Source organism: Haematospirillum jordaniae (assembly GCF_001611975.1).
Classification (GTDB): domain Bacteria; phylum Pseudomonadota; class Alphaproteobacteria; order Rhodospirillales; family Rhodospirillaceae; genus Haematospirillum; species Haematospirillum jordaniae.
This window is the reverse complement of sequence record NZ_CP014525.1, coordinates 266,109-285,135: the sequence shown is the minus strand read 5'-3', so window position 1 is coordinate 285,135 and position 19,027 is coordinate 266,109. Positions and strand designations below refer to the sequence as shown.

Annotated in this window: 21 protein-coding genes; 15 read left to right on the top strand and 6 right to left on the bottom strand. The window is 55.8% G+C overall.

What is annotated here, in order from left to right; translation table 11 throughout:
* Positions 1-161: 161 nt before the first annotated feature.
* The 8 genes from AY555_RS01410 to AY555_RS01375 all read left to right on the top strand — a co-directional run bounded on the left by AY555_RS01410 (position 162) and on the right by AY555_RS01375 (position 7,194).
* The gene (locus tag AY555_RS01410) at positions 162-500 is read left to right on the top strand and encodes an HPF/RaiA family ribosome-associated protein (RefSeq protein ID WP_066132446.1); all 339 of its coding nucleotides are present in this window, start codon (positions 162-164) and stop codon (positions 498-500) included.
* A 174-nt stretch (positions 501-674) separates the two neighbouring features.
* Positions 675-1,508, top strand: a complete 834-nt coding sequence (locus AY555_RS01405) for a hypothetical protein (protein WP_167798455.1) — start codon at positions 675-677, stop codon at positions 1,506-1,508.
* Between the two features lie 214 nt (positions 1,509-1,722).
* Complete coding sequence (locus tag AY555_RS01400) at positions 1,723-2,550, top strand: substrate-binding periplasmic protein (protein ID WP_066132438.1); 828 nt, start codon at positions 1,723-1,725, stop codon at positions 2,548-2,550.
* Positions 2,551-2,557: 7 nt separating this feature from the next.
* Positions 2,558-2,800: a hypothetical protein gene (locus AY555_RS01395; RefSeq protein ID WP_156483254.1), complete on the top strand. Its 243-nt coding sequence runs from the start codon at positions 2,558-2,560 to the stop codon at positions 2,798-2,800.
* A 16-nt stretch (positions 2,801-2,816) separates the two neighbouring features.
* Entirely contained in the window at positions 2,817-4,037 is a 1,221-nt protein-coding gene (gene trpB / locus AY555_RS01390; RefSeq protein ID WP_066132432.1) for a tryptophan synthase subunit beta, read from the top strand.
* A gap of 14 nt (positions 4,038-4,051) precedes the next feature.
* Complete coding sequence (trpA, locus tag AY555_RS01385; RefSeq protein WP_066132429.1) at positions 4,052-4,888, top strand: tryptophan synthase subunit alpha; 837 nt, start codon at positions 4,052-4,054, stop codon at positions 4,886-4,888.
* A gap of 71 nt (positions 4,889-4,959) precedes the next feature.
* On the top strand, positions 4,960-5,856 hold the full coding sequence (accD, locus tag AY555_RS01380) for an acetyl-CoA carboxylase, carboxyltransferase subunit beta (protein ID WP_066132426.1): 897 nt from the start codon (positions 4,960-4,962) through the stop codon (positions 5,854-5,856).
* Positions 5,857-5,880: 24 nt separating this feature from the next.
* Complete coding sequence (locus AY555_RS01375) at positions 5,881-7,194, top strand: bifunctional folylpolyglutamate synthase/dihydrofolate synthase (RefSeq protein WP_066132424.1); 1,314 nt, start codon at positions 5,881-5,883, stop codon at positions 7,192-7,194.
* Between the two features lie 38 nt (positions 7,195-7,232).
* Here the strand turns inward: AY555_RS01375 and AY555_RS01370 are convergent, their stop codons facing one another.
* Both AY555_RS01370 and AY555_RS01365 read right to left on the bottom strand, forming a co-directional pair.
* Positions 7,233-8,093 (bottom strand): prephenate dehydratase, encoded by an 861-nt coding sequence (locus AY555_RS01370; RefSeq protein ID WP_245176931.1) that lies wholly within the window; start codon positions 8,091-8,093, stop codon positions 7,233-7,235.
* 26 nt (positions 8,094-8,119) lie between these two features.
* Positions 8,120-8,899 (bottom strand): 3-deoxy-manno-octulosonate cytidylyltransferase, encoded by a 780-nt coding sequence (locus tag AY555_RS01365; protein WP_066132420.1) that lies wholly within the window; start codon positions 8,897-8,899, stop codon positions 8,120-8,122.
* A 137-nt stretch (positions 8,900-9,036) separates the two neighbouring features.
* Here AY555_RS01365 and AY555_RS01360 point away from each other — a divergent pair, with 137 nt between their 5' ends.
* Positions 9,037-9,291 (top strand): hypothetical protein, encoded by a 255-nt coding sequence (locus tag AY555_RS01360; RefSeq protein WP_066132417.1) that lies wholly within the window; start codon positions 9,037-9,039, stop codon positions 9,289-9,291.
* Positions 9,292-9,322: 31 nt separating this feature from the next.
* On the top strand, positions 9,323-11,224 hold the full coding sequence (locus tag AY555_RS01355) for a cyclic nucleotide-binding domain-containing protein (RefSeq protein ID WP_066132414.1): 1,902 nt from the start codon (positions 9,323-9,325) through the stop codon (positions 11,222-11,224).
* A gap of 61 nt (positions 11,225-11,285) precedes the next feature.
* Here AY555_RS01355 and AY555_RS01350 read toward each other — a convergent pair whose 3' ends face one another.
* Positions 11,286-11,762, bottom strand: a complete 477-nt coding sequence (locus tag AY555_RS01350) for a tRNA (cytidine(34)-2'-O)-methyltransferase (RefSeq protein ID WP_066132411.1) — start codon at positions 11,760-11,762, stop codon at positions 11,286-11,288.
* 222 nt (positions 11,763-11,984) lie between these two features.
* Here AY555_RS01350 and petA point away from each other — a divergent pair, with 222 nt between their 5' ends.
* The 5 genes from petA (at position 11,985) to AY555_RS01325 (ending at position 15,783) form a co-directional block, all read left to right on the top strand.
* Positions 11,985-12,536, top strand: coding sequence for a ubiquinol-cytochrome c reductase iron-sulfur subunit (petA, locus tag AY555_RS01345; RefSeq protein WP_066132408.1), 552 nt, complete (start codon positions 11,985-11,987; stop codon positions 12,534-12,536).
* Between the two features lie 14 nt (positions 12,537-12,550).
* On the top strand, positions 12,551-13,777 hold the full coding sequence (locus AY555_RS01340; RefSeq protein ID WP_066132403.1) for a cytochrome b: 1,227 nt from the start codon (positions 12,551-12,553) through the stop codon (positions 13,775-13,777).
* On the top strand, positions 13,777-14,550 hold the full coding sequence (locus AY555_RS01335) for a cytochrome c1 (protein ID WP_066132399.1): 774 nt from the start codon (positions 13,777-13,779) through the stop codon (positions 14,548-14,550). The genes AY555_RS01340 and AY555_RS01335 overlap by 1 nt, the downstream gene beginning before the upstream one ends.
* An 82-nt stretch (positions 14,551-14,632) precedes the next feature.
* Complete coding sequence (locus tag AY555_RS01330; protein WP_167798456.1) at positions 14,633-15,409, top strand: substrate-binding periplasmic protein; 777 nt, start codon at positions 14,633-14,635, stop codon at positions 15,407-15,409.
* 119 nt (positions 15,410-15,528) lie between these two features.
* Positions 15,529-15,783 carry a DUF3253 domain-containing protein gene (locus AY555_RS01325; RefSeq protein WP_245176930.1) on the top strand — a complete coding sequence of 85 codons (255 nt, stop codon included), beginning with the start codon at positions 15,529-15,531 and terminating at the stop codon, positions 15,781-15,783.
* Between the two features lie 281 nt (positions 15,784-16,064).
* Here AY555_RS01325 and AY555_RS01320 read toward each other — a convergent pair whose 3' ends face one another.
* The 3 genes from AY555_RS01320 to AY555_RS01310 form a co-directional block, all read right to left on the bottom strand.
* Positions 16,065-16,982: a LysR family transcriptional regulator gene (locus AY555_RS01320; protein WP_156483252.1), complete on the bottom strand. Its 918-nt coding sequence runs from the start codon at positions 16,980-16,982 to the stop codon at positions 16,065-16,067.
* Between the two features lie 107 nt (positions 16,983-17,089).
* On the bottom strand, positions 17,090-18,037 hold the full coding sequence (trxB, locus tag AY555_RS01315; RefSeq protein ID WP_066132393.1) for a thioredoxin-disulfide reductase: 948 nt from the start codon (positions 18,035-18,037) through the stop codon (positions 17,090-17,092).
* A gap of 159 nt (positions 18,038-18,196) precedes the next feature.
* Complete coding sequence (locus AY555_RS01310) at positions 18,197-18,820, bottom strand: peroxiredoxin (protein ID WP_066132390.1); 624 nt, start codon at positions 18,818-18,820, stop codon at positions 18,197-18,199.
* Positions 18,821-19,027 lie beyond the last annotated feature (207 nt).

Below are 19,027 nucleotides of genomic sequence, written 5' to 3'. Positions count from 1 at the left end.
TGAATTCCCGGGCGCGGCGTTGCGCCCCATAGATCTGGCCGTTGGGCATGATCTACGCAGCCCTTGGATGGTGTGCAGGTCAGCTCTGGTGGCCGGTGTTTTCAGCGCCCCACTGCTACCGCACGAGTAGCGGTAGGGTACGATCCAAGGGAGAGGCCTTGATGCATATTCCCGTTCAGGTTTCCTTTCATGGTGTAGATCATTCCGATTCAGTAAAGCAGAAGGTGCATGACAAGGTCGCCAAGCTTGGGCGCTTCTGTCCTGATATTATCAGTTGCCGTGTCACGATAGGTAAGCAGCGGAAGAGCCCGCATGTCGAGTATCACAAGGGAGAGCCGTTCCAGGTTGGTATAGACGTTGCCGTGCCCGGTGATGTGCTGGTGGTGCAACGCGGCCCTCATGAAAGTGATGGGGGTGAGGATATTGCGATCGCGCTTAGGGATGCATTTGAGGCAATGAGCCGAAAGGTCAGAAGTTATGCTGACCGTCGGCGGGCCTAGAGCCAGCAGGCACAATAACAGTACGTTATTCTGAATTTCTGCCTTAGTCCTCCTCTATGATGGGGGACTTTTTTTTGCGTACTACGCTACATGAATTGTGCCATTAATTATATTCGTGCCATGGTGGTGTCTGTGCGCAAAAGTGCTTTGGCTTGCATGTTGGATTTCTGTCTGATGTTTTTGTGGCGCCCTGTTCCTACACTTTCGCTGATTATGCTTCTGGTATCTGGATGTGTGCAGAATCCAGAGTCTGATGCTGTTGATACATCGGCGGCTGTTTTGGAAAAACGTTACCTTGGTGTGCCTTCTGCCTTGCATGTTCCGGAGGATGGAGGAGCGAAAATACCAGTTGGTGCCCAGCATGCCATTTCTTCCCTGCCTTTTGTTGACTTCGGGGCGTCTGAATCAAGGCCGTCTCCACGCCTTGCTGAAGGTGACCATTCTTCAGTTGCTGATTTTCTGTCCCGTCCTCCTACAGTCCCTCCAAATTCTGGTAATGCACAGCATATCTACAGCAATGCACGGTGTCCGGTTGCGATTGAGGGGGCCCTTGATGCTGTTAGCGGTTATCTGGCTTTGCCACCGTTGCGCTTTGATGAACGTGCGTGGGTTGAGCATGCGTTGCGTGCAACGGCTTTCGCTGTACATGCCTGTGAGGGAACGCGCGAAGAACCCATCGCAACATACTGGCGGGCTACCTCATTTTTTCTTCATGGGCAATACCCGCGGGCTGCCTTGTATTTCCGGCGCGTGGCACAGTCTCGATCCGTGCTGAACGCTCACGGCTATCCTTTGGCCTTGGCTGTGCTTCTGGAGACCTGTCAGGCTGACAGGGAAGGGCTGGATGCATACCGACTGGCCGGCCTGCACGAAACTGCGGGGCTTTGGCATTCAGCGGCCGGCTTGTACAGGCAGGCCACGTCCGGCTCTTGTCGCTTGCTGGCAGAAAGGGCAGAAACGCGCTTGGTTGCCTTGGGGGATCATGCCAAGTCATTTGCACAGCACTAAGACGATTCTATTTTACGGCACACATATGTTGATGCCGAAATATATCCGTGGCTGTGCCCAGTTTTTATACCCGAAGTTGCCTTTATAGCAGGTTGCAGGGTCGGTCATTTATCCCGTCAGACAGCCAATCCAGAACGTTCTTGCGGTGTTATTGGTGGCGTGTTCCACTGCCATCGGGGAAAAGAACGGGGTGCTACGGCAGGAGAGTGTCGCAATGGCTTCTTTCTGGGGATGTCCAAGGCGTTTTGGTGCGGCCGTGTGCGCTGCCCTTGCGCTTCTTCTGGCCGTTGATGGGTCGTTGCGCCCGGCAGAGGCATCCGGCCCCGTCATGCGCTGGGAACGTGGAACATGCAGCCGTCCCCTGTATTTTGGCATTACGCCAGACTGGCCGCCTTACCAGTATGTCAGCCCCAGTGGCTCCCCCTTGGGCGATGATGTTGCGCTGATTCGCGAGACGGCCAAGGCCCTTGGGTGCCCTTTGGTTGTTGAGATTACTTCTTGGAGCCGTCTTCTCAGTGGTCTTCTGTCGGGCAAGATTGATGTAATTGGCGGGGCCTCCTGGACCAAGGAGCGGGCCCGGAACCATCATTACAGCAGTCCGTATCGTCAGGAAACGCTGGGTTTGTTTGTTCGCAGTGTGGATGTGGGGAAGCTGACCCTGACCGGTTTGTCCTCGTTCATTGGAACACCGCTTCGGCTTGGTGTTGTGGCCGATACTTACATCGGTGGCGAGTATGAAAAGCTGGTTGATGATCCTGCTTTCAAGAAGATTGTTGTTGAGGATCCCCGGCAGGATCAGTTTGCCTTGGTGGCAACCAAGCGGATTGATGCGTTCCTGACAGACAGTGGATCCGGCCTGTATTCCATTTACAGAAACGGGTTGGATGATACGGTCACGTTGTACCCTGGCTATCTGCTTGATAATGGACCTGTCTATTACATGTTTGGCAAGGCATCGGTCGATGCAAGCGTGATTCCTCCTTTCAACAAGGCGCTTGAGGATGTGCTGGCCCGTCGGAGCGCGGCAGGTACCCAGCAGTAGAATAGTGATGCCTCTTGCGTCCTGGTTCAGGATGTGCGATCGTTCTCCCCGTTCGTTTACGGTTACCGTAGGAGCCGTGTGTGTTTCGTCTTTTCTCCTTGTTGCCAGCTGGGCGTGTGCGGCGTCGGCCGCCGATGCGGTCAATGCGGCGCTTGGTCTTGAGCGCTACGGTCTGGACAGGAATAGGGGCTTGCTAAAGCTACCCCGCTGGGTTGGCTGGCCGCGCCAGCCGCTTGTTTCCCTGTTTTGAATGAGACGACTTTTCGATGACATATCACCCAGATTCTTCCTCCCTGCGTGGGGGGGGCGATTCGCGCGGCCATTTTGGTATCTATGGTGGCCGCTATGTTGCAGAAACCTTGATGCCGCTGATCTTGGAGGTTGAGGAGGCTTATAACACTCTTCGCCGAGATCCTGCGTTCCGGGCCGAGTTAAACCAGCTGTTATCCGCCTATGTTGGACGTCCCAGTCCGCTGTATCTGGCCCGCAGTCTGAGTGACGAGTTGGGTGGGGCTAGGATTTACTTGAAGCGGGAAGACCTCAACCATACCGGTGCCCACAAAATCAACAGCTGTCTGGGGCAGATTCTTTTGGCCCGTCGGATGGGTAAGACGCGCATTATTGCTGAAACCGGTGCAGGTCAGCACGGGGTTGCAACCGCAACGGTTTGCGCCCTGTTTGGCTTGTCCTGCGTTATCTATATGGGGGCGACAGATATAGCCCGTCAGCAGCCCAATGTCTTCCGCATGAAGCTTCTGGGGGCCGATGTCAGGGCGGTCCAGAGTGGTGCTGCAACCCTCAAGGATGCGATGAATGAAGCGCTGCGGGACTGGGTTGCCCACGTCCGGGATACGTATTACCTGATCGGGACTGTTGCCGGTCCGCATCCCTATCCGACCATGGTTCGTGATTTTCAGTGTGTTATTGGCGAAGAAACCCGTGCCCAGATGCAGGATGAGTGTGGGGCGCTTCCAGACAGCTTGGTGGCCTGTGTTGGTGGTGGATCCAACGCCATGGGCTTGTTTCATCCCTTCCTTGATGACCGCGATGTCCGGATTATCGGGGTGGAGGCAGCTGGGCATGGCTTGGAAACGGGCAAACACGCGGCCAGTTTGGCTGGGGGGCGTCCCGGTGTTTTGCATGGCAACTGTACGTCTATCCTGCAAGACGATGATGGGCAGATTGCAGAGGCTCACTCCATTTCAGCAGGTCTTGATTATCCCGGGATTGGTCCGGAACATGCGTGGTTGCATGATACAGGGCGTGTTGAATATGTATCGGTCACAGACGAGGAAGCCTTGGAAGCCTTTCACCGTCTGACGCGGCGGGAGGGAATTATACCAGCTCTTGAGTCAGCGCATGCCTTGGCGCATGCCATCCGTGTGGCACCGGATTTACCGCAGGATCATCGGATGGTGGTTTGCCTGTCCGGGCGGGGGGACAAGGACATGAACACTGTGGCTGCTGCCATGGGGATCGCGCTGTGAAGATGGAGAGACCAATGCACACCCATACGCCGACCCTTGTGGTCAACCGCCTAGATGATTGTTTTGCCGGCCTGAGGCAGGCCGGGCGGGCTGCTCTTGTGACCTATATTATGGCCGGTGATCCTGATCCGGCTTTGTCCCTAGAGGTTATGGCCGGTTTACCGGCAGCCGGGGCTGATATCATCGAACTGGGAATGCCCTTCTCGGACCCCATGGCTGATGGTCCTACCATTCAGGCAGCAGCCGGTCGTGCTTTAAAGGCAGGCATGACCTTGCCGGGTACGCTGGAGCTTTTGAGGCAATTCCGTCGGCAGGACCGCAAGACGCCGGTTGTTCTGATGGGGTATTACAATCCTGTTTATTCTTACGGGCCAGCCCGTTTTGCTGCGGATGCGGCAGAGGCTGGTGCTGATGGTGTGATTCTTGTAGATCTTCCGCCCGAGGAAGCCGAAACCTTTGTTGTGGACCTCGCCCATAACGGTCTGCATATGATTTGCTTGGCGGCCCCTACGACAGACAGTCGCCGTTTGTCGGTCATACTGGACCGTGCGGGTGGTTTCCTTTATTACGTCTCTGTCACGGGAGTAACCGGGACCGTCCTTGCTGATGTCAATGAAGTCCAGTCTTCTGTCGATCGTTTGCGGCAGATGACGGATTTACCTGTGGCAACGGGTTTCGGAATTCGTACGCCGGATCAGGCGGCCGCCTTTGCCCGATTTGCCGATGCCGTTGTCGTTGGCTCTGCCCTTGTTGAGGTGATTGCCGACAAGGGCAAAGGATTGGGGCAGGTGCCTGCAGCGCTTGGGTTTGTGGCTTCTTTGGCAGAGGGGGTGCGCTTGGCGGGGAAATAGGGTATACGCTCTGTCCTGCCCCCGAACAGGTGGGTTATTTTATAGTCGAGGCAACACGGGATTTCCCGATAATGAACTGGCTGACCAACTTCGTCCGCCCCAAAATCCAGCAACTGGTTCGTCCCAAGGATGTGCCGGACAATTTATGGGTCAAGTGTCCTTCGTGTGAGCAGATGGTATTCCATCGCGAGCTGGAGAAGAACCTCCATGTTTGTACGCACTGCGGCCATCATATGCGGATTGCCGTCAAGAAGCGGCTGGAGCTGCTGTTTGATGATGGAAAGTACAAGCGGGTTGAACTGCCCAGAGTGGCGGAAGATCCCCTGCGCTTCAAGGATTTGAAGAGCTATTCGTCCCGGCTTCGCGATGCCCGGTCCAAGACCGGGGAGCATGATGCGATTATTGTGGCAACCGGTACGATTGGCGGTGTTGAAACCGTTGTCGCTGCCTTTGACTTTGCCTTCATGGGCGGATCCATGGGTATGGCTGTTGGTGAGGGCATTGTTACTGCGGCTGAACTGGCTGTTGTACAGGATGCGCCCTTGGTTGTTGTGCCGGCATCCGGCGGGGCTCGTATGCAGGAAGGGGCGCTGTCCCTGATGCAGATGGCTCGTACCACGGTGGCTGTAGACAAGGTCAAGGAGAAGGGGCTGCCCTACATTGTGCTTCTGACGGACCCAACCACGGGCGGGGTAACGGCAAGCTTTGCCATGCTGGGGGATATTCACGTGGCTGAAGCCGGTGCCGTTATCGGGTTTGCCGGTGCCCGGGTGATTGAGAGCACGATTCGCCAGAAGCTGCCCGAAGGATTCCAGAAGGCAGAGTATCTGCGCGAGCATGGTATGGTTGACATCGTTGCCACTCGGCAGGAGCTGCCCGGGGTTTTGGGTAATATCCTGAATCTTCTGCGTCACCGGGGGCCGGCTGGACAGGTGGTGCCGCTGCGTTCACGCTTTCCGGCTGAGTAACGGGCAGGGGTAAAGGGACGGTTGATGTTGGTCTCTCCTCCTGCTGTAGGCCCGGACCGTGTTCTGGAGCGCCTTATGGCGCTCCACCCCAAGGCCATTGACCTTTCCCTTGACCGTATGTGGTCGCTGTTGGAGCGTCTCGGGAATCCTCAGAATGCTCTGCCGCCGGTTGTCCATGTTGCCGGGACCAATGGTAAAGGCTCGACATTAGCAACGATGAGGGCTTTGCTAGAGGCAGGTGGTTTGCGTGTGCATGCCTATACCTCTCCGCACCTAGTTCGCTTCAATGAACGCATTGTTCTGTCTGGTTTACGGATTACAGATCGTGCCCTGTCTGCTCTTCTTGAAGAGGTCGAGGCTTGTAATGCCGGGCAGCCCATTACGTTCTTCGAGGTGACAACTGCGGCGGCTTTTCTGGCCTTTTCGCGTGTGCCGGCTGATATTGTCTTGCTGGAAACCGGTCTGGGTGGTCGCCTTGATGCGACCAACGTTGTTGAGAAACCCTCGGCGACTGTTCTGACTTCTATCTCTCTCGATCATCAAGCCTATCTGGGGGATACGGTTGCGGCCATTGCTGCGGAAAAGGCCGGTATTATGCGTGCCGGGGTGCCGTGTATCAGTATGAAGCAGAAAGCAGATGTGCTCTCGGTTCTGGAGTCTTCTGCGTCCGCAATCGGGGCCCCGATCCTGTTGCAGGACAGGGATTTTTCCGGTGTGCTGCATGACCAGTCACTGGTTTATACGGGGCTGGATGGATCGGTACATACCCTTCCTGCCCCCGTTCTGCCCGGGGGGTATCAGGTCCATAATACTACTCTTGCCCTGGCCGTGATTGAGCACCTTAGCATGGTCCCATCTGATGCGTGGGGGCGTGGTCTGCCACGTGTCGTCTGGCCTGCGCGTTTGCAGAACCTAGGGCAGGGACCTCTATCAGGTCTTTTGCCAAAGGGGTGGGATCTTTGGCTTGATGGCGGTCATAATCCGGATGCCGGGTTGAATCTGGGGGATCACATCTGTGCACAGTGGCAGGACAGGCCGCTGGATCTGGTTGTTGGTATGATCGATACCAAGGATGAAGATGGTTTCTTGGCACCCTTGGCCCGTGTTGCCTCTCGCATCCGGACTGTTCCAGTGCAGGGAAGCTTGGCGGGTCATTCTCCCGAATATTTGGCACAGGTAGCCCGCGGTCTTGGGGTAGAGGATGCCGTTGCCTGCGCTGATGTGCCGTCAGCTTTGGCAGACCTTGCAGCAACAGTAGGTGATTCCCCACGGCGCGTCCTGATCTGTGGCTCCCTGTATCTGGCTGGTGATGTTCTGGCCCGCAATGGTGGGTGCTGAGCATACCAAACCGCGTGGCAGAACCTAGGTGATGCTGCCTATTGCTCCGGTACCATATCCCTGTTCCGTGCCCTGAAGCGATAGGGGTGAGCGGGCCAGACACCCAGAATGCGCACTTCGGTGCTGAAGAACTCCAGCTCTTCCATAGCGCGTATCATGGATGGGCTAGCTGGATGCCCCTCGATCTCGGCAAAGAAGCGCGTTGAAATAAATTGCCCGTTGATCTGGTAGCTTTCCAGTCGGCTCATGTTGACGTTGTTGGTGGCGAAGCCTCCTAACGCTTTGTAAAGAGACGAAGGCACATTGCGGACTTGGAAGATCAGGCCGGTGACAACCGGGCCGGATTCAACAGCTGGGACAAGGGGTGTGCGGGCCATGACAACAAAGCGTGTGGTGTTGTGCGTGGCGTCTTCCACATTGGCTTTAAGGGATACCAGCCCATGAATCTCGCCGGCCAGTGCGGATGCAATGGCGGCGACCTGTGGGTCACCCAAGCTTGCGATATCACGGGCGCTGCCGGCGGTATCAGCGGCAATGACAGCATTTAGTCCCAAGTCACGGATCAGTGTACGGCACTGGCCAATGGCATGAACATGGCTGTATACCGTGCGTATATCTTCCAGCCTTGATCCAGGCACACCCAGAAGATGGTGGTGCACTGGCAGGTAATACTCTCCGATGATATGGAGGCCGGAATCCGGTAGCAGGTGGTGAATATCCGCCACACGTCCGGCCAGTGAATTTTCAATCGGAATCATGGCGTAGCGAGCCTGTTCATTGCGCACAGCCGCCAACGCATCTTCAAAGCTGATACAGGGCAAGACATCAAGGTCAGGAAAAACGTCGCTGCATGCGATGTGGGAGTAAGCGCCGGGCATTCCCTGGAATGCAACAGACATGGAGTGTTGTGTGTTTGGCATGGGACTTACGGTTTTTTAGAGTTCAGGATAGAACGGGCTTTCTCAAGATCGGCGGGTGTGTCAACGCCCAAGGGAACGGTCTGGACGCGCACGCAGTCAATGCGCATTCCGTACTCTAGGGCTCGCAGTTGTTCCAGTTTTTCGCGGCGCTCCAACGGTGACGGGGGCAGACTGACAAAGCGCTCCAGTGCCTCCCGTCGATAGGCGTAGAGGCCAATATGATGCCATAGCGGCCCGTCTCCCCATGGTGCTGTGGCCCGTGTAAAAGCCAGTGCACGCGCGATAGAGGGCTGTCCGGAGACAGGCAGCGCTGTGATGGCCTTGACCACGTCGGGGCTGGTGCGTTCTTCCGGATCGGAAACGGGCGCAACTAGGGTGGCGATGTCAACCTGTTCGTCGTGCAGGGGTTCAAGTGCTGCGCGAATCAGGGATGGGTCCAGAGTTGGCAGATCTCCCTGAACATTGATGATAACGGGGTGCCGTCCTTCAGGGTCAAACTGCTGGACCGCATGCCAGACACGATCTGACCCCGAAGGAAGATCCGGAGGTGTCAGCAGGGCCAAGCCACCGGCCTTCTGTATTACTGCAGCAATCTCGGGTTCAGCACAGGCGACAACAACCGGCCCGACGTCTGCCTCGATGGCTCGCCGCCAGACGTGGACAATCATTGGCTCTCCACACAGGTCAGCCAAGGGCTTTCCGGGCAGACGGGTTGAAGCCATGCGGGCAGGTATAACGATTAAAGGTGCAGCAGGTAGCGAGGAAACAGAAGCGGCAGAGGTCATGAGGGGCTGATGCTCCGGTACGACAAAAGTTCGAGCACGCACTGTACCAGCAAGATAATGCAGGGGGGAAGCTCTTGCCCGGATGGCTGCAATGTCGCACTCTGGTCGGCATGCTTGTGGATATGGAGTGACATATTGTGGAGACCCGTGAACACTATCAACAAATCAGCACGTTGATTGCCTCTGTCGCCAAGGCTCTTGGATTGCCGGATGATCAGGTTGCCAAGGAAATCGAAAGCGGTGCTATTGTGTTGGGCATGGGACAGGATGATAACGGAAATCATTTTGTTGAGGCCCGAAGGGGGCCTGCAATTGGGCGTGTTTTCCAAGGCGCTATCCGTTATGCCGACGGTGTGGAGCCGTCTGCTACATCGTCTGAAAGTGGGGGCTAAGGTACCATGATCTGTTTGTCAGGGGGGCACCGTGCGCAGTGAAACGCGCCATTTTCTGGCTGGTGATATCATCTTCCGCGAGGGGGATGACAGTGATGCGGCTTGGGTGATTGAAAGTGGCCGCGTTGAGTTGGTCAAGTCCGGTGTTACGGGCGCGCCGATGCGCTTGTCCATTCTGGGGCGTGGTGACCTGTTCGGGGAAAGCGGGATTCTGGATAACAGCGCCCGAAGCTTTACAGCCCGTGCAGATACCGATGTCATTGCCAAGGCCATTCCGCGGTCTGAGTTCCTGAAGGCTATTCAGACCGATCCGGCGTCTGCCCTGAAGATCATGACTCAGCTGGCCAAGCGGCAGCGGGATACGGACGAGCGCTTGGTGCGTGGTGATATTGACCTGACGGATCCGGTGCTGTCAGCCAGTCGTGAGCTTGTTGCCCTGAGTGGACCGCCGGCCTCTGTTCCTCCGCCGGGTGTTCCGTCATGGGAGGTGGGGCGTCGTTCCAATTCTCTGTTCGGGCGTCTTGCGCGGGCTTTTGTACCGGGTATCAAGGCCCGGGCTGCGCGGCGCCGGGTTCGTACCATTATGGTGACCCCTCTGTCCCTTGAGCCCGAGTACGACCAGCGCCCCTATCTAATCGAGGCGCTGAGTGGGCTTGAGCACATGGTGGTCAAGCCGTCGTCGGGTTCTTTGTTTCCACCGGCGCTGGGTATGCCGGTTTACAGTGCAGCCGCGTCGCAGGCCCGGGCGCGCCGCATGCTGGAGGACGAGCGTGTCGATGTTCTTGTCTGGGGAGGGGAAACTGGCGACGGGCGCCTGATCGAACTCCGGTTTTGCACCACGACGCCACCGGTTGGTGATCGTCCGGGTGGGCTTCCACCTGATCAGGCACTGATCCTTCCTGCTGATTTCGATGCGCGTTGGGCCCCCTTGCTGAAGGCATGTGTCCTGACTGCCTTTGCCAACGGATTTCAGCCGTTGATGACTGCTGATGACAGTATGGCCTTGGTAACCCTGACTGATCAGGCGGCTGACGTTGTGTTTAATCCGCCGGAACAGCTTGATGCGGCGGCTGTCGGTCAGTTGCTTGCCATCTATGGCTATGTGGCGGCAACGGCGGCCAATTGCATTCGCCGTTCCGACCTTCAGGAGCGCGCGGCAGAGGCATGGCGCAGTGCGCTGAACCTCTTGTCCGATGATACCCGTGGCGTGGCCCGTCTGTCCTTGGCCTTGGGGATGGTTGTTCAGGGGCATGCCGAGAAAAGTGATGACGAGCAAACCCTGCGCGAGGCTGTGCAGATCTATCGCAACGGGTTGCGGGGTGTTCAGCGTGATGATGATCCCCAGTTATGGGGGCGGTTGCAGTACCGTATTGGCACCGCCCTGTTCCGTCTGGACTTGATGACGGGTGATGACCATACCCTGCGTGAGGCTTTGCTGAGTTTCCGGGACGCAACGGGTGTGATCAATCGTGCCGATGATCCGTGGCGCTGGTCCGACGCCATGCATGCCATGGCTCAGGCCTTGCAGGTCTGGGGGGATCATAACCGGAATATCGAGGTCTTGGGCAAGGCTGTGGACCTGTGCCGTGTCGCGCTGGAGGTACGCACCCCGGAAGCGGCTCCACACCTGTTTGCAGCCACACGGAACAACATGGGATCTGCCCTGTTCCTGATGGCAAAGTACACAAGCGATCCAGAGTTTTTGCGGTTGGCCGCTGCTGCTTTTCGTGACGCTTTGGCTGTATACCGCGAGAATGGTGGCCGTGGCCGAGCTTTGTACACAACCATCGAAAAGAATTTGCAGCGGGCCGAAGACATGTTGCGACGCCAGGATATTCGTCCGGTTGCTGCGGTGCGCTGGGCGGATGAACCTGCACCATTGCGTGTTCCTGCCCCCCTGCGCGAGGAAGATGACCTGATCTTCCGGCTGTGATAGTTCTTTCATGTCATGTGTGGCTGCAAGGACATATCTGTATCTGCGGCATTCTTCCGCTTCAGACCTGTGATGCATGAACAGGGTGAAAGCCGTTGGTCTGGCGCAGGGCTTCCCCGGTAATCATAGCTGCTGCTGTGACAACATTCAGTGACCGCATGCCCGGTTTCATTGGCACACATATTTGCAAGTCGGAGCGGTCATGGACTTCTGCTGGGACCCCGCAGCTTTCACGCCCCAGCAGAAGTGTATCATCAGGATGGAACATCACGTCTGTATGTGGTGTCGAGGCCCGCGTTGTCAGCAGGACAAGGCGGCTTTTGCGGCATATGTGTTCATCAAGAAAAGCAGACCATGATCTATGCCACAGGGTATGTGTCCGCTGGGAATAGTCGAGACCTGCCCGCCGCATGCGACTATCATCGTGTACGAATCCGCAAGGACCGATAATATCCAGTTCTAGGCCAAGGCAAGCGGTCAAGCGAATCATGGCACCGGCATTCTGGGGAATATCGGGTTGATAAAGCGCGATGCGCATCGTGGTATCTCCGGGTACAATGTCAAATGGCCATCTGCGAAAGCCGATGACTTTTCAAAGGGTCTGATTTGTTTTATACCGCGCGGATGGGCTGTGTCTCCGTCGGGAAACGGGGGCAGGGCATACCGAATATCAGGCGTACCAGGGGCCGACGGGGCTGGGTGCGTGTTTTTTTCAGCGTTTGCGCGTTTCCCCAGCGTGCTATGGAGAGGGGTTTAGAGGATGGCTGACACGGCGAATCCCGCTAACGGTTCATCTGATGGCGAGACCCGTCGCGATTTCTTGCTGTATGCATCGACAGCTGTCGGGGTGGCCGGTGCCGGCCTTGCCTTGTGGCCGTTTGTTCACAGCATGAATCCGGCGGCTGACACTTTGGCTCTTGCGTCGACCGAGGTGGATCTTACGCCCATTGCGGAAGGGCAGGCGATCACCGTGATGTGGCGCGGCAAGCCAGTTTTCGTACGTCATCGTACAGCTGCAGAGATTGAGGCCGCTCGTGCTGTGAATACGGCGGATCTTCGTGATCCCCAGAAAGACGAAGCGCGCGTCAAGAAGGCGCAGTGGCTGGTGATGGTTGGTGTGTGCACCCACCTTGGGTGTATTCCGCTTGGCCAGAAAGCTGTTGACCCCAAGGGTGATTTTGGCGGCTGGTTTTGTCCATGCCACGGGTCGCACTACGATACCTCGGGGCGTATTCGCAAGGGGCCTGCGCCGCTTAACCTGCATATCCCGGAATACGCGTTTCTGGGCGAGAACACCGTGAAGATTGGTTGAGAGGGGCGCACAGGATGAGTTTCGTTCCAAAAAGCAAGGCCATCAAGTGGCTGGACGAGCGTCTGCCCGTCTTCTCCATGCTGCATCATACGGCCTATGAATATCCGACCCCCAAGAATCTGAGCTACTGGTGGAACTTTGGTTCCTTGGCCGGCTTGGTTCTTGTCATCATGATTTTATCCGGCTTGTTCCTGGCCATGAACTATGCGGCCAACACCGGTCTGGCCTTTGTTTCCGTCGAGCGCATCATGCGCGATGTCAACTATGGCTGGTTGATGCGCTATGTGCATGCGAACGGGGCCTCGATGTTCTTTATCGTGGTTTACCTGCACATGGTGCGCGCCTTCTATTATGGCTCTTACAAACCCCCGCGGGAGGTTTTGTGGTGGCTTGGGCTGATCATCATGCTGATCATGATGGGGACTGCCTTTATGGGCTACGTTCTGCCTTGGGGACAGATGTCCTTCTGGGGAGCCACGGTTATCACCAACCTGTTTTCAGCTATTCCTTTGGTTGGTGAGCATATTGTGACGTGGCTGTGGGGTGGTTTCTCGGTTGATAACCCGACCTTGAACCGTTTCTTTGCCCTTCACTTCCTATTGCCATTCGTGCTGGTTGGTATCGTCGTCTTGCACGTATGGGCCTTGCATACTGTCAGTTCCAACAATCCGCTTGGAATTAATATGAAGGGTCCGCAGGATAGCCTGCCATTTCATCCGTACTACACCATCAAGGATTTGTTTGGTGTGGGCGTGTTTATGATGTTTTTCATGGTGTTTGTGTTTTGGGCACCGAATTATCTAGGTCATCCGGACAATTACATTCCGGCCAACCCGATGGTGACACCGGCGCACATTGTTCCTGAGTGGTATTTCCTGCCGTTCTACGCCATTTTGCGTGCTGTACCGGACAAACTAGGCGGCGTTTTGCTGATGTTTGGTGCCATTGTCATTTTGGCTGCCATGCCGTGGCTGGATACGTCCAAGGTTCGTTCCTGTACTTTCCGTCCGGTTTACAAGTGGTTTGTGATGCTGTTCATCGCGGATTGCATGCTTTTGGGTTACATCGGGGGCAAGCCGGCTGAAGAGCCCTATATCCTGATTGGTCAGATTGCAACCGCCTGGTATTTTATCCATCTTCTGGTCGTTACGCCGCTGGTTGGCTGGCTTGAGAAGCCGCGTCCCCTGCCGGAAAGCATTGCGCTTGCGGTCACGAAGAAAGCTGCGACGGAGAGCGCCTGATGCAAAAGCTTCTTATTGCCGCCGTTGTGGCGCTTGGATGGTCTGTTGTCGCTCTTCTCTCCCCTGCTTATGCTGCCGGGACCGATACCAAGCTGGTAACGCAACCTTGGTCTTGGCAGGGTGTGTTTGGTCATTATGACCGTGCCCAGCTTCGTCGTGGGTTGCAGGTGTATCAAGAGGTATGCGCGACCTGTCACAGCCTCAAGCTGATCCGCTATCGCAATTTGGCAGAGATTGGCCTGACCGAGGATGAAGTCAAAGACTATGCGGCGGCCTTTGAATATCAGGATGGCTTTGATGACAGCGGCGAGCCGAAGATTCGCCCTGGTGTTCCGGCCGACCCGATCAAGGGGCCTTATGCCAATGATCAGGCAGCGCGTGCTGCAAACGGTGGGGCTTTACCGCCTGACCTGTCCCTGATGGCCAAGGCTCGTCCCCATGGCCCTGACTATCTCTTTACCCTCCTGACATCTTATGAAGAGCCGCCAAAGGGTACAGAGGTTATGGCGGGGATGTACTATAACCCGGCCTTCCCTGGGCACCAGATTGGCATGCCGCAGATGATTTATGACGAGACTGTTACCTACCCTGACGGATCTCCGAATACGGCGGCAGCGATCAGCCGTGATATTGTTGCCTTCCTGAATTGGTCAGCTGAGCCGGAACTGGAAGCGCGTAAGTCATTGGGTGTTAAGGTGATGATTTTCCTTCTGGTGATGACGGCGCTTTTCTATGCCCTGAAGCGCCAGATCTGGAAGGATGTGGAACATTGATCTAGCCTTCCAGAAGGCTTTCAGAGAGCCGCCGCGTAAAGTCCGGCGGCTCTTTTTCTATTGTTTAGGGGGGGGTGGGGCTATGGAAAAAAATGGTTTCCACCGTTGGAGGTGGATCCGGGATATTCTGACAGTGCTTCTGCTGTCCTTGCTTTCCAAGGGATCTCTTGCTGCTTCTGATGTTTTGGTTGTTGCCAGTCTGGAGCATTACCCCCCTTATTCCGATCATGACCTGAAGGAACAGGGGTTCTGCCCGGATGTGACCAAAACGGCGCTGGAAAGAGCCGGGTATAAGGTTGAAATACAGCTTATGGACTGGCGCAAGGTTCTGGAAAGTGTGTCCAGCGGGGAAGCCGATGTCATTACCTGTTCTTGGTATGTGCCGTCGCGGGAGAGTTTTCTCATTTTTACACGCCTCCTGCATGCAAACCGCTTGGTTTTTGCTGTAGCGAAGACGGATTCCTTTGAATATACGCGGCTAGAGGATCTGAAGGGAAAGAAAGTGGGGGTTGTTGCCGGTTATGGTTATCCCCCTGATTTTCTTGATGCACCCTATATCCAAAGGGTCGTCGGGCCATCTGTAGAGGACAATATTCGTGCGGTTGCCACGGGTGGACTGGATGCGACGCTGGATGATGAAGGGCTTATGCGCAGCCAGTTGCGTCGTTCGCTGTCCGCGTTGGCGGGTGATATTCGTCTGACTCGGGGCGCTATCCACGAAACGCCCTTGGTTGCCGGTGTTTCGCGTCATCGCGCTGATGCGGCTGAAATTGTTGAACGGTTTAATGCAGCCTTGGTCGTGATGGCGGGTGACGGTACCCTCAAGGACCTGCGGCGGCGGCACGACCTTATTGAGTAGTTTCCTCTTCGAGGGCTTGCATGATCCTCGTAGAGCCTCTATTGCATGCAGAACTGCTTTGTATGTACGAGACTGTGATGACTGATGCTGTCCCTGAATCCCCCAAGGGGGATCCTATAGTGAATCTTGTGTTATCCATGGCTGCTGAAGCCGGTATGCGTGGCGTCAGTGCGCAAGAAATCGCCAAGGTATATTTCTCCCAGCGCCGCCGCCCAAAGGATCCTGATGATGGCTGGCGCCGTTTCATGAATCCGGTCAAGCAGCAGGTGCTTAGCTTGGCGCGCAGTGGGCGTGTTGAAATTGTTCGTGGGGGTGAGGTGCAAGACCCAAACGATTTCAGGGGGCTTGTCCGTGTGCGTTTGCCTGTGGAGTGACGGGTAACTCTGTAATGCTCTGTCTTTAAAAAAAAAGCCCCGCATAAGCGGGGCCTGAGTGAACAGGGAGGCATTACGTCCGATGAGAGACGCTAGGATAAAACCGCCGGGCAAGCCCGGCAACCGTGTGGGAATAACTTAGGATTACTCCCACGCCAGTCCTGCTGCTCGTGTTGGTGAGCAGCAGGGTTGAAAGTGTAGGGGGCGGCGGCGAAACACACCAAAGCAAAAGATCTTCTGCTGCCATGCGCTTTGTGCATGCTTCGGGTGTGTCATGATTGTCAGGGGGCCGGTGTATTGTCTTTCTGGAGCTTCTGGAGAAGAAAGTCCCGGAAGACCATAACGCGCTTTGAGTGACGAAGCTCTTCTGGGTATACAAAATAACAGTCAAAACTTGGTCCGCGCAGTTCAGGAAGCACCTGTACCAAGTTGGATGCGACTGAGGCAAAATAATCCGGAAGAGCCGCAATGCCCAAGCCGGAGTGCACGGCGCGATAAATCCCGTATATGTTGTTGATACGCAGAACTGCAGAGCGAGGCGTTGTCGTTCCGGCAGATAAAAGCCAGTTCATGTTGTCAACAGGCGCCCTTGAATCATCGCCGTACGTGATAAGCCGGTGATTGTCGAGATCTGCCGGTGTCTTGGGTGTGCCATGTTTTTGCAGGTATTCTGGTGCAGCATAGACATTGTAATGCAGGTTGATCAGATGCCTTTGGATCAAATCAGGCTGGCGGGGGGCGTTGAAGCGAATGGCAACATCAGCGGCGCGCATGGCCAGATCCACTTCCTGATCATCAAGCAGAAGCGATATCTCTATGCTGGGGTATTGCTCCATAAAGTCGGTAATGCGGGGAGTCAGCCATACGGACCCGAAAGCAACCGTCGTTGTAACCTTCAGCAAGCCTTCAGGGCGTTCCCTGCTTTCGGTGATCCGTGCCTCAACCATCGACAGGCGCGCAAACACCTCGTGCACGGTGTGATACAGAAGTTCTCCCTGCTCGGTCAGGATCAGGCCACGGGCGTGGCGGTGAAACAGGGAGACCCGCAGGCTTTCTTCTAAGGCACTGATCTGCCGGCTGACGGCAGACTGACTCAGGTGCAGCACATCCCCTGCATGGGTAAAGCTACCAGCCTCTGCGACGGTGTGAAAAACACGCAGTTTATCCCAGTCCATCATGGTGCCCTGTCGCCCGGCCATAATTCTCTCGTTTTCTTCAAATTTTGTTCTATTCCAAGGGTACTGGTACCAAGCCCGGGCTGGCAAGGTGGTGTCGGGAAGAAGTCCTTACCAGCCCGGTGTCTTTCCTAGGTATCACCATCCGTCCGCAGGAAACGGTCAGCTTCAAGCGCGGCCATGCAACCGGTTCCCGCAGCGGTTATAGCTTGGCGGAACACATGGTCCTGCACATCGCCGGCAGCAAAAACACCCGGGATCGAGGTTGCGGTCGAGTCCGGCTGCGTAACGAGATACCCGTTTTCATCAGTTTGAAGCTGCCCGGAAAACAGATCTGTATTGGGTTTATGGCCAATGGCAATGAACACGCCGTCGCAGGCAAGATCAGAAAGGGACCCCGTTATTGTATCTTCAAGGCGGATACCGGTTACACCCTCGGGATTGCCCCCGCCCAAGATCTCATGGACCTTGCTGTTCCAGCGTACTGTGATTTTGGGGTTTCGAAGCAGGCGGTCCTGCAGAATTTTCTCAGCCCGGAAGCTGTCGCGGCGATGTACAACGGTGACGCTGGCGCAGATATTTGCCAGATACAGGGCTTCTTCCACAGCGCTGTTGCCACCACCAACAACGACGACATCCTTTCCACGGAAGAAGAAGCCATCACACGTCGCGCAGGCAGACACGCCAAGGCCGGCGTACTTCTTTTCACTTGGTATATCCAGCCATTTGGCAGAGGCCCCGGTTGCAATAATCAGTGTATCGCTTTTCCATACGTCGCCGCCATCGGTATGGACTGTAAACGGGCGCTGGGACAGGTCAACGGATGTTGCCATATCGTGCGCGATACGGGCGCCGCAATGCTCAGCCTGTTGGCGCATCTGTTCCATGAGCCAAGGCCCTTGGACCGGATCGGCAAAGCCCGGATAGTTTTCAACGTCTGTTGTTATGGTCAGCTGTCCGCCAGGCTGGAGTCCTGCCAAGACAACCGGTTCCAGATTGGCACGGGCCGTGTAGATGGCAGCTGTACAACCAGCGGCTCCGGTGCCAAGGATGAGAACCCGGGTACGATGCTCAGTCATATGTAGAAAAACCTCCGGGCAGTGGTGTGTTGTCAATGCGCAAGGGGCCAACAGCAGCATTGGTCAGGGGCGAGGAGAGCGTCTGTTGCCCGATGTGCTAAAACGGGGCCCCGATAGAGCGTCGGGACCCCGTCTTCAGGGTAATGTCGGACGACCCTATTACAGGGCTTCAGCGTTTTCTTTCAGGAAGCTGGCAACGCCTTTGGGGCTTGCTTCCATGCCCTTTTTGCCTTTTGTCCAGCCGGCGGGGCATACTTCCCCATGCTCTTCATGGAACTGCAGGGCATCAATCATCCGCAGTGCTTCATCAACGTTACGGCCCAAGGGCAGGTCGTTGATTGTGGCATGTCGGACCATGCCCGCCTTATCGATCAGGAAAGACCCGCGCAGGGCAACGCCAGCATCTTCGATCAAGACGCCGAATGAGCGGGCGATGGTTTTCTTGAGGTCTGCAACCAGGGGGAACTGTACGTTCCCAAGTCCGCCTTCGTTTTGCGGTGTATTTTTCCAAGCCAGATGAGAAAACTGGCTGTCAACAGAAATGCCTATGACCTTTGTATTGGCGGCTGTGAACTGCTGAAGACGGTGGTCGTGCGCAATAATTTCTGAAGGACAAACAAAAGTAAAATCCAGAGGGTAGAAGAATACCCAGCCATAGGATCCGTGCAGGTAGCTTTTCAAGTTGAACTGAGCATTGATGCTATTGTCTGGCATAACGGCCTGAGCGGTGAAATCCGGGACAGGCTTGCCAACAAGGGTTCCAACGTGTGCAAAATCAGTCATGAAACAATCTCCGGCTGGATAGCGTTCTGGTGAGTGAGGAGTCTAGTCCCTGAAGCCCATAACCATAGGGGAGTGTATGCTTTTTCGCAAGTCTGGAATTAATCTAAAAACGGCACAGGGCATACATCTTATGGGGGATATCAATTAATGGTAATGCCTATAGATGCGATTCCTCTTTTAGTATCTGCGTATTGATCTTGAGAGTTC

Excerpts from the sequence above, each read along its gene's own strand:
- accD (WP_066132426.1), top strand. The coding sequence starts at position 4,960 with ATGAACTGGCTGACCAACTTCGTCCGCCCCAAAATCCAGCAACTGGTT.
- AY555_RS01410 (WP_066132446.1), top strand. The coding sequence starts at position 162 with ATGCATATTCCCGTTCAGGTTTCCTTTCATGGTGTAGATCATTCCGAT.
- AY555_RS01375 (WP_066132424.1), top strand. The coding sequence starts at position 5,881 with ATGTTGGTCTCTCCTCCTGCTGTAGGCCCGGACCGTGTTCTGGAGCGC.
- AY555_RS01335 (WP_066132399.1), top strand. The coding sequence starts at position 13,777 with ATGCAAAAGCTTCTTATTGCCGCCGTTGTGGCGCTTGGATGGTCTGTT.
- AY555_RS01310 (WP_066132390.1), bottom strand. The coding sequence starts at position 18,820 with ATGACTGATTTTGCACACGTTGGAACCCTTGTTGGCAAGCCTGTCCCG.
- AY555_RS01340 (WP_066132403.1), top strand. The coding sequence starts at position 12,551 with ATGAGTTTCGTTCCAAAAAGCAAGGCCATCAAGTGGCTGGACGAGCGT.
- AY555_RS01365 (WP_066132420.1), bottom strand. The coding sequence starts at position 8,899 with ATGACCTCTGCCGCTTCTGTTTCCTCGCTACCTGCTGCACCTTTAATC.
- AY555_RS01395 (WP_156483254.1), top strand. The coding sequence starts at position 2,558 with ATGCCTCTTGCGTCCTGGTTCAGGATGTGCGATCGTTCTCCCCGTTCG.
- petA (WP_066132408.1), top strand. The coding sequence starts at position 11,985 with ATGGCTGACACGGCGAATCCCGCTAACGGTTCATCTGATGGCGAGACC.
- trpB (WP_066132432.1), top strand. The coding sequence starts at position 2,817 with ATGACATATCACCCAGATTCTTCCTCCCTGCGTGGGGGGGGCGATTCG.
- AY555_RS01350 (WP_066132411.1), bottom strand. The coding sequence starts at position 11,762 with ATGCGCATCGCGCTTTATCAACCCGATATTCCCCAGAATGCCGGTGCC.
- AY555_RS01370 (WP_245176931.1), bottom strand. The coding sequence starts at position 8,093 with ATGTCTGTTGCATTCCAGGGAATGCCCGGCGCTTACTCCCACATCGCA.
- trxB (WP_066132393.1), bottom strand. The coding sequence starts at position 18,037 with ATGACTGAGCATCGTACCCGGGTTCTCATCCTTGGCACCGGAGCCGCT.
- trpA (WP_066132429.1), top strand. The coding sequence starts at position 4,052 with ATGCACACCCATACGCCGACCCTTGTGGTCAACCGCCTAGATGATTGT.
- AY555_RS01320 (WP_156483252.1), bottom strand. The coding sequence starts at position 16,982 with ATGGCCGGGCGACAGGGCACCATGATGGACTGGGATAAACTGCGTGTT.
- AY555_RS01405 (WP_167798455.1), top strand. The coding sequence starts at position 675 with ATGTTTTTGTGGCGCCCTGTTCCTACACTTTCGCTGATTATGCTTCTG.
- AY555_RS01330 (WP_167798456.1), top strand. The coding sequence starts at position 14,633 with ATGGAAAAAAATGGTTTCCACCGTTGGAGGTGGATCCGGGATATTCTG.
- AY555_RS01400 (WP_066132438.1), top strand. The coding sequence starts at position 1,723 with ATGGCTTCTTTCTGGGGATGTCCAAGGCGTTTTGGTGCGGCCGTGTGC.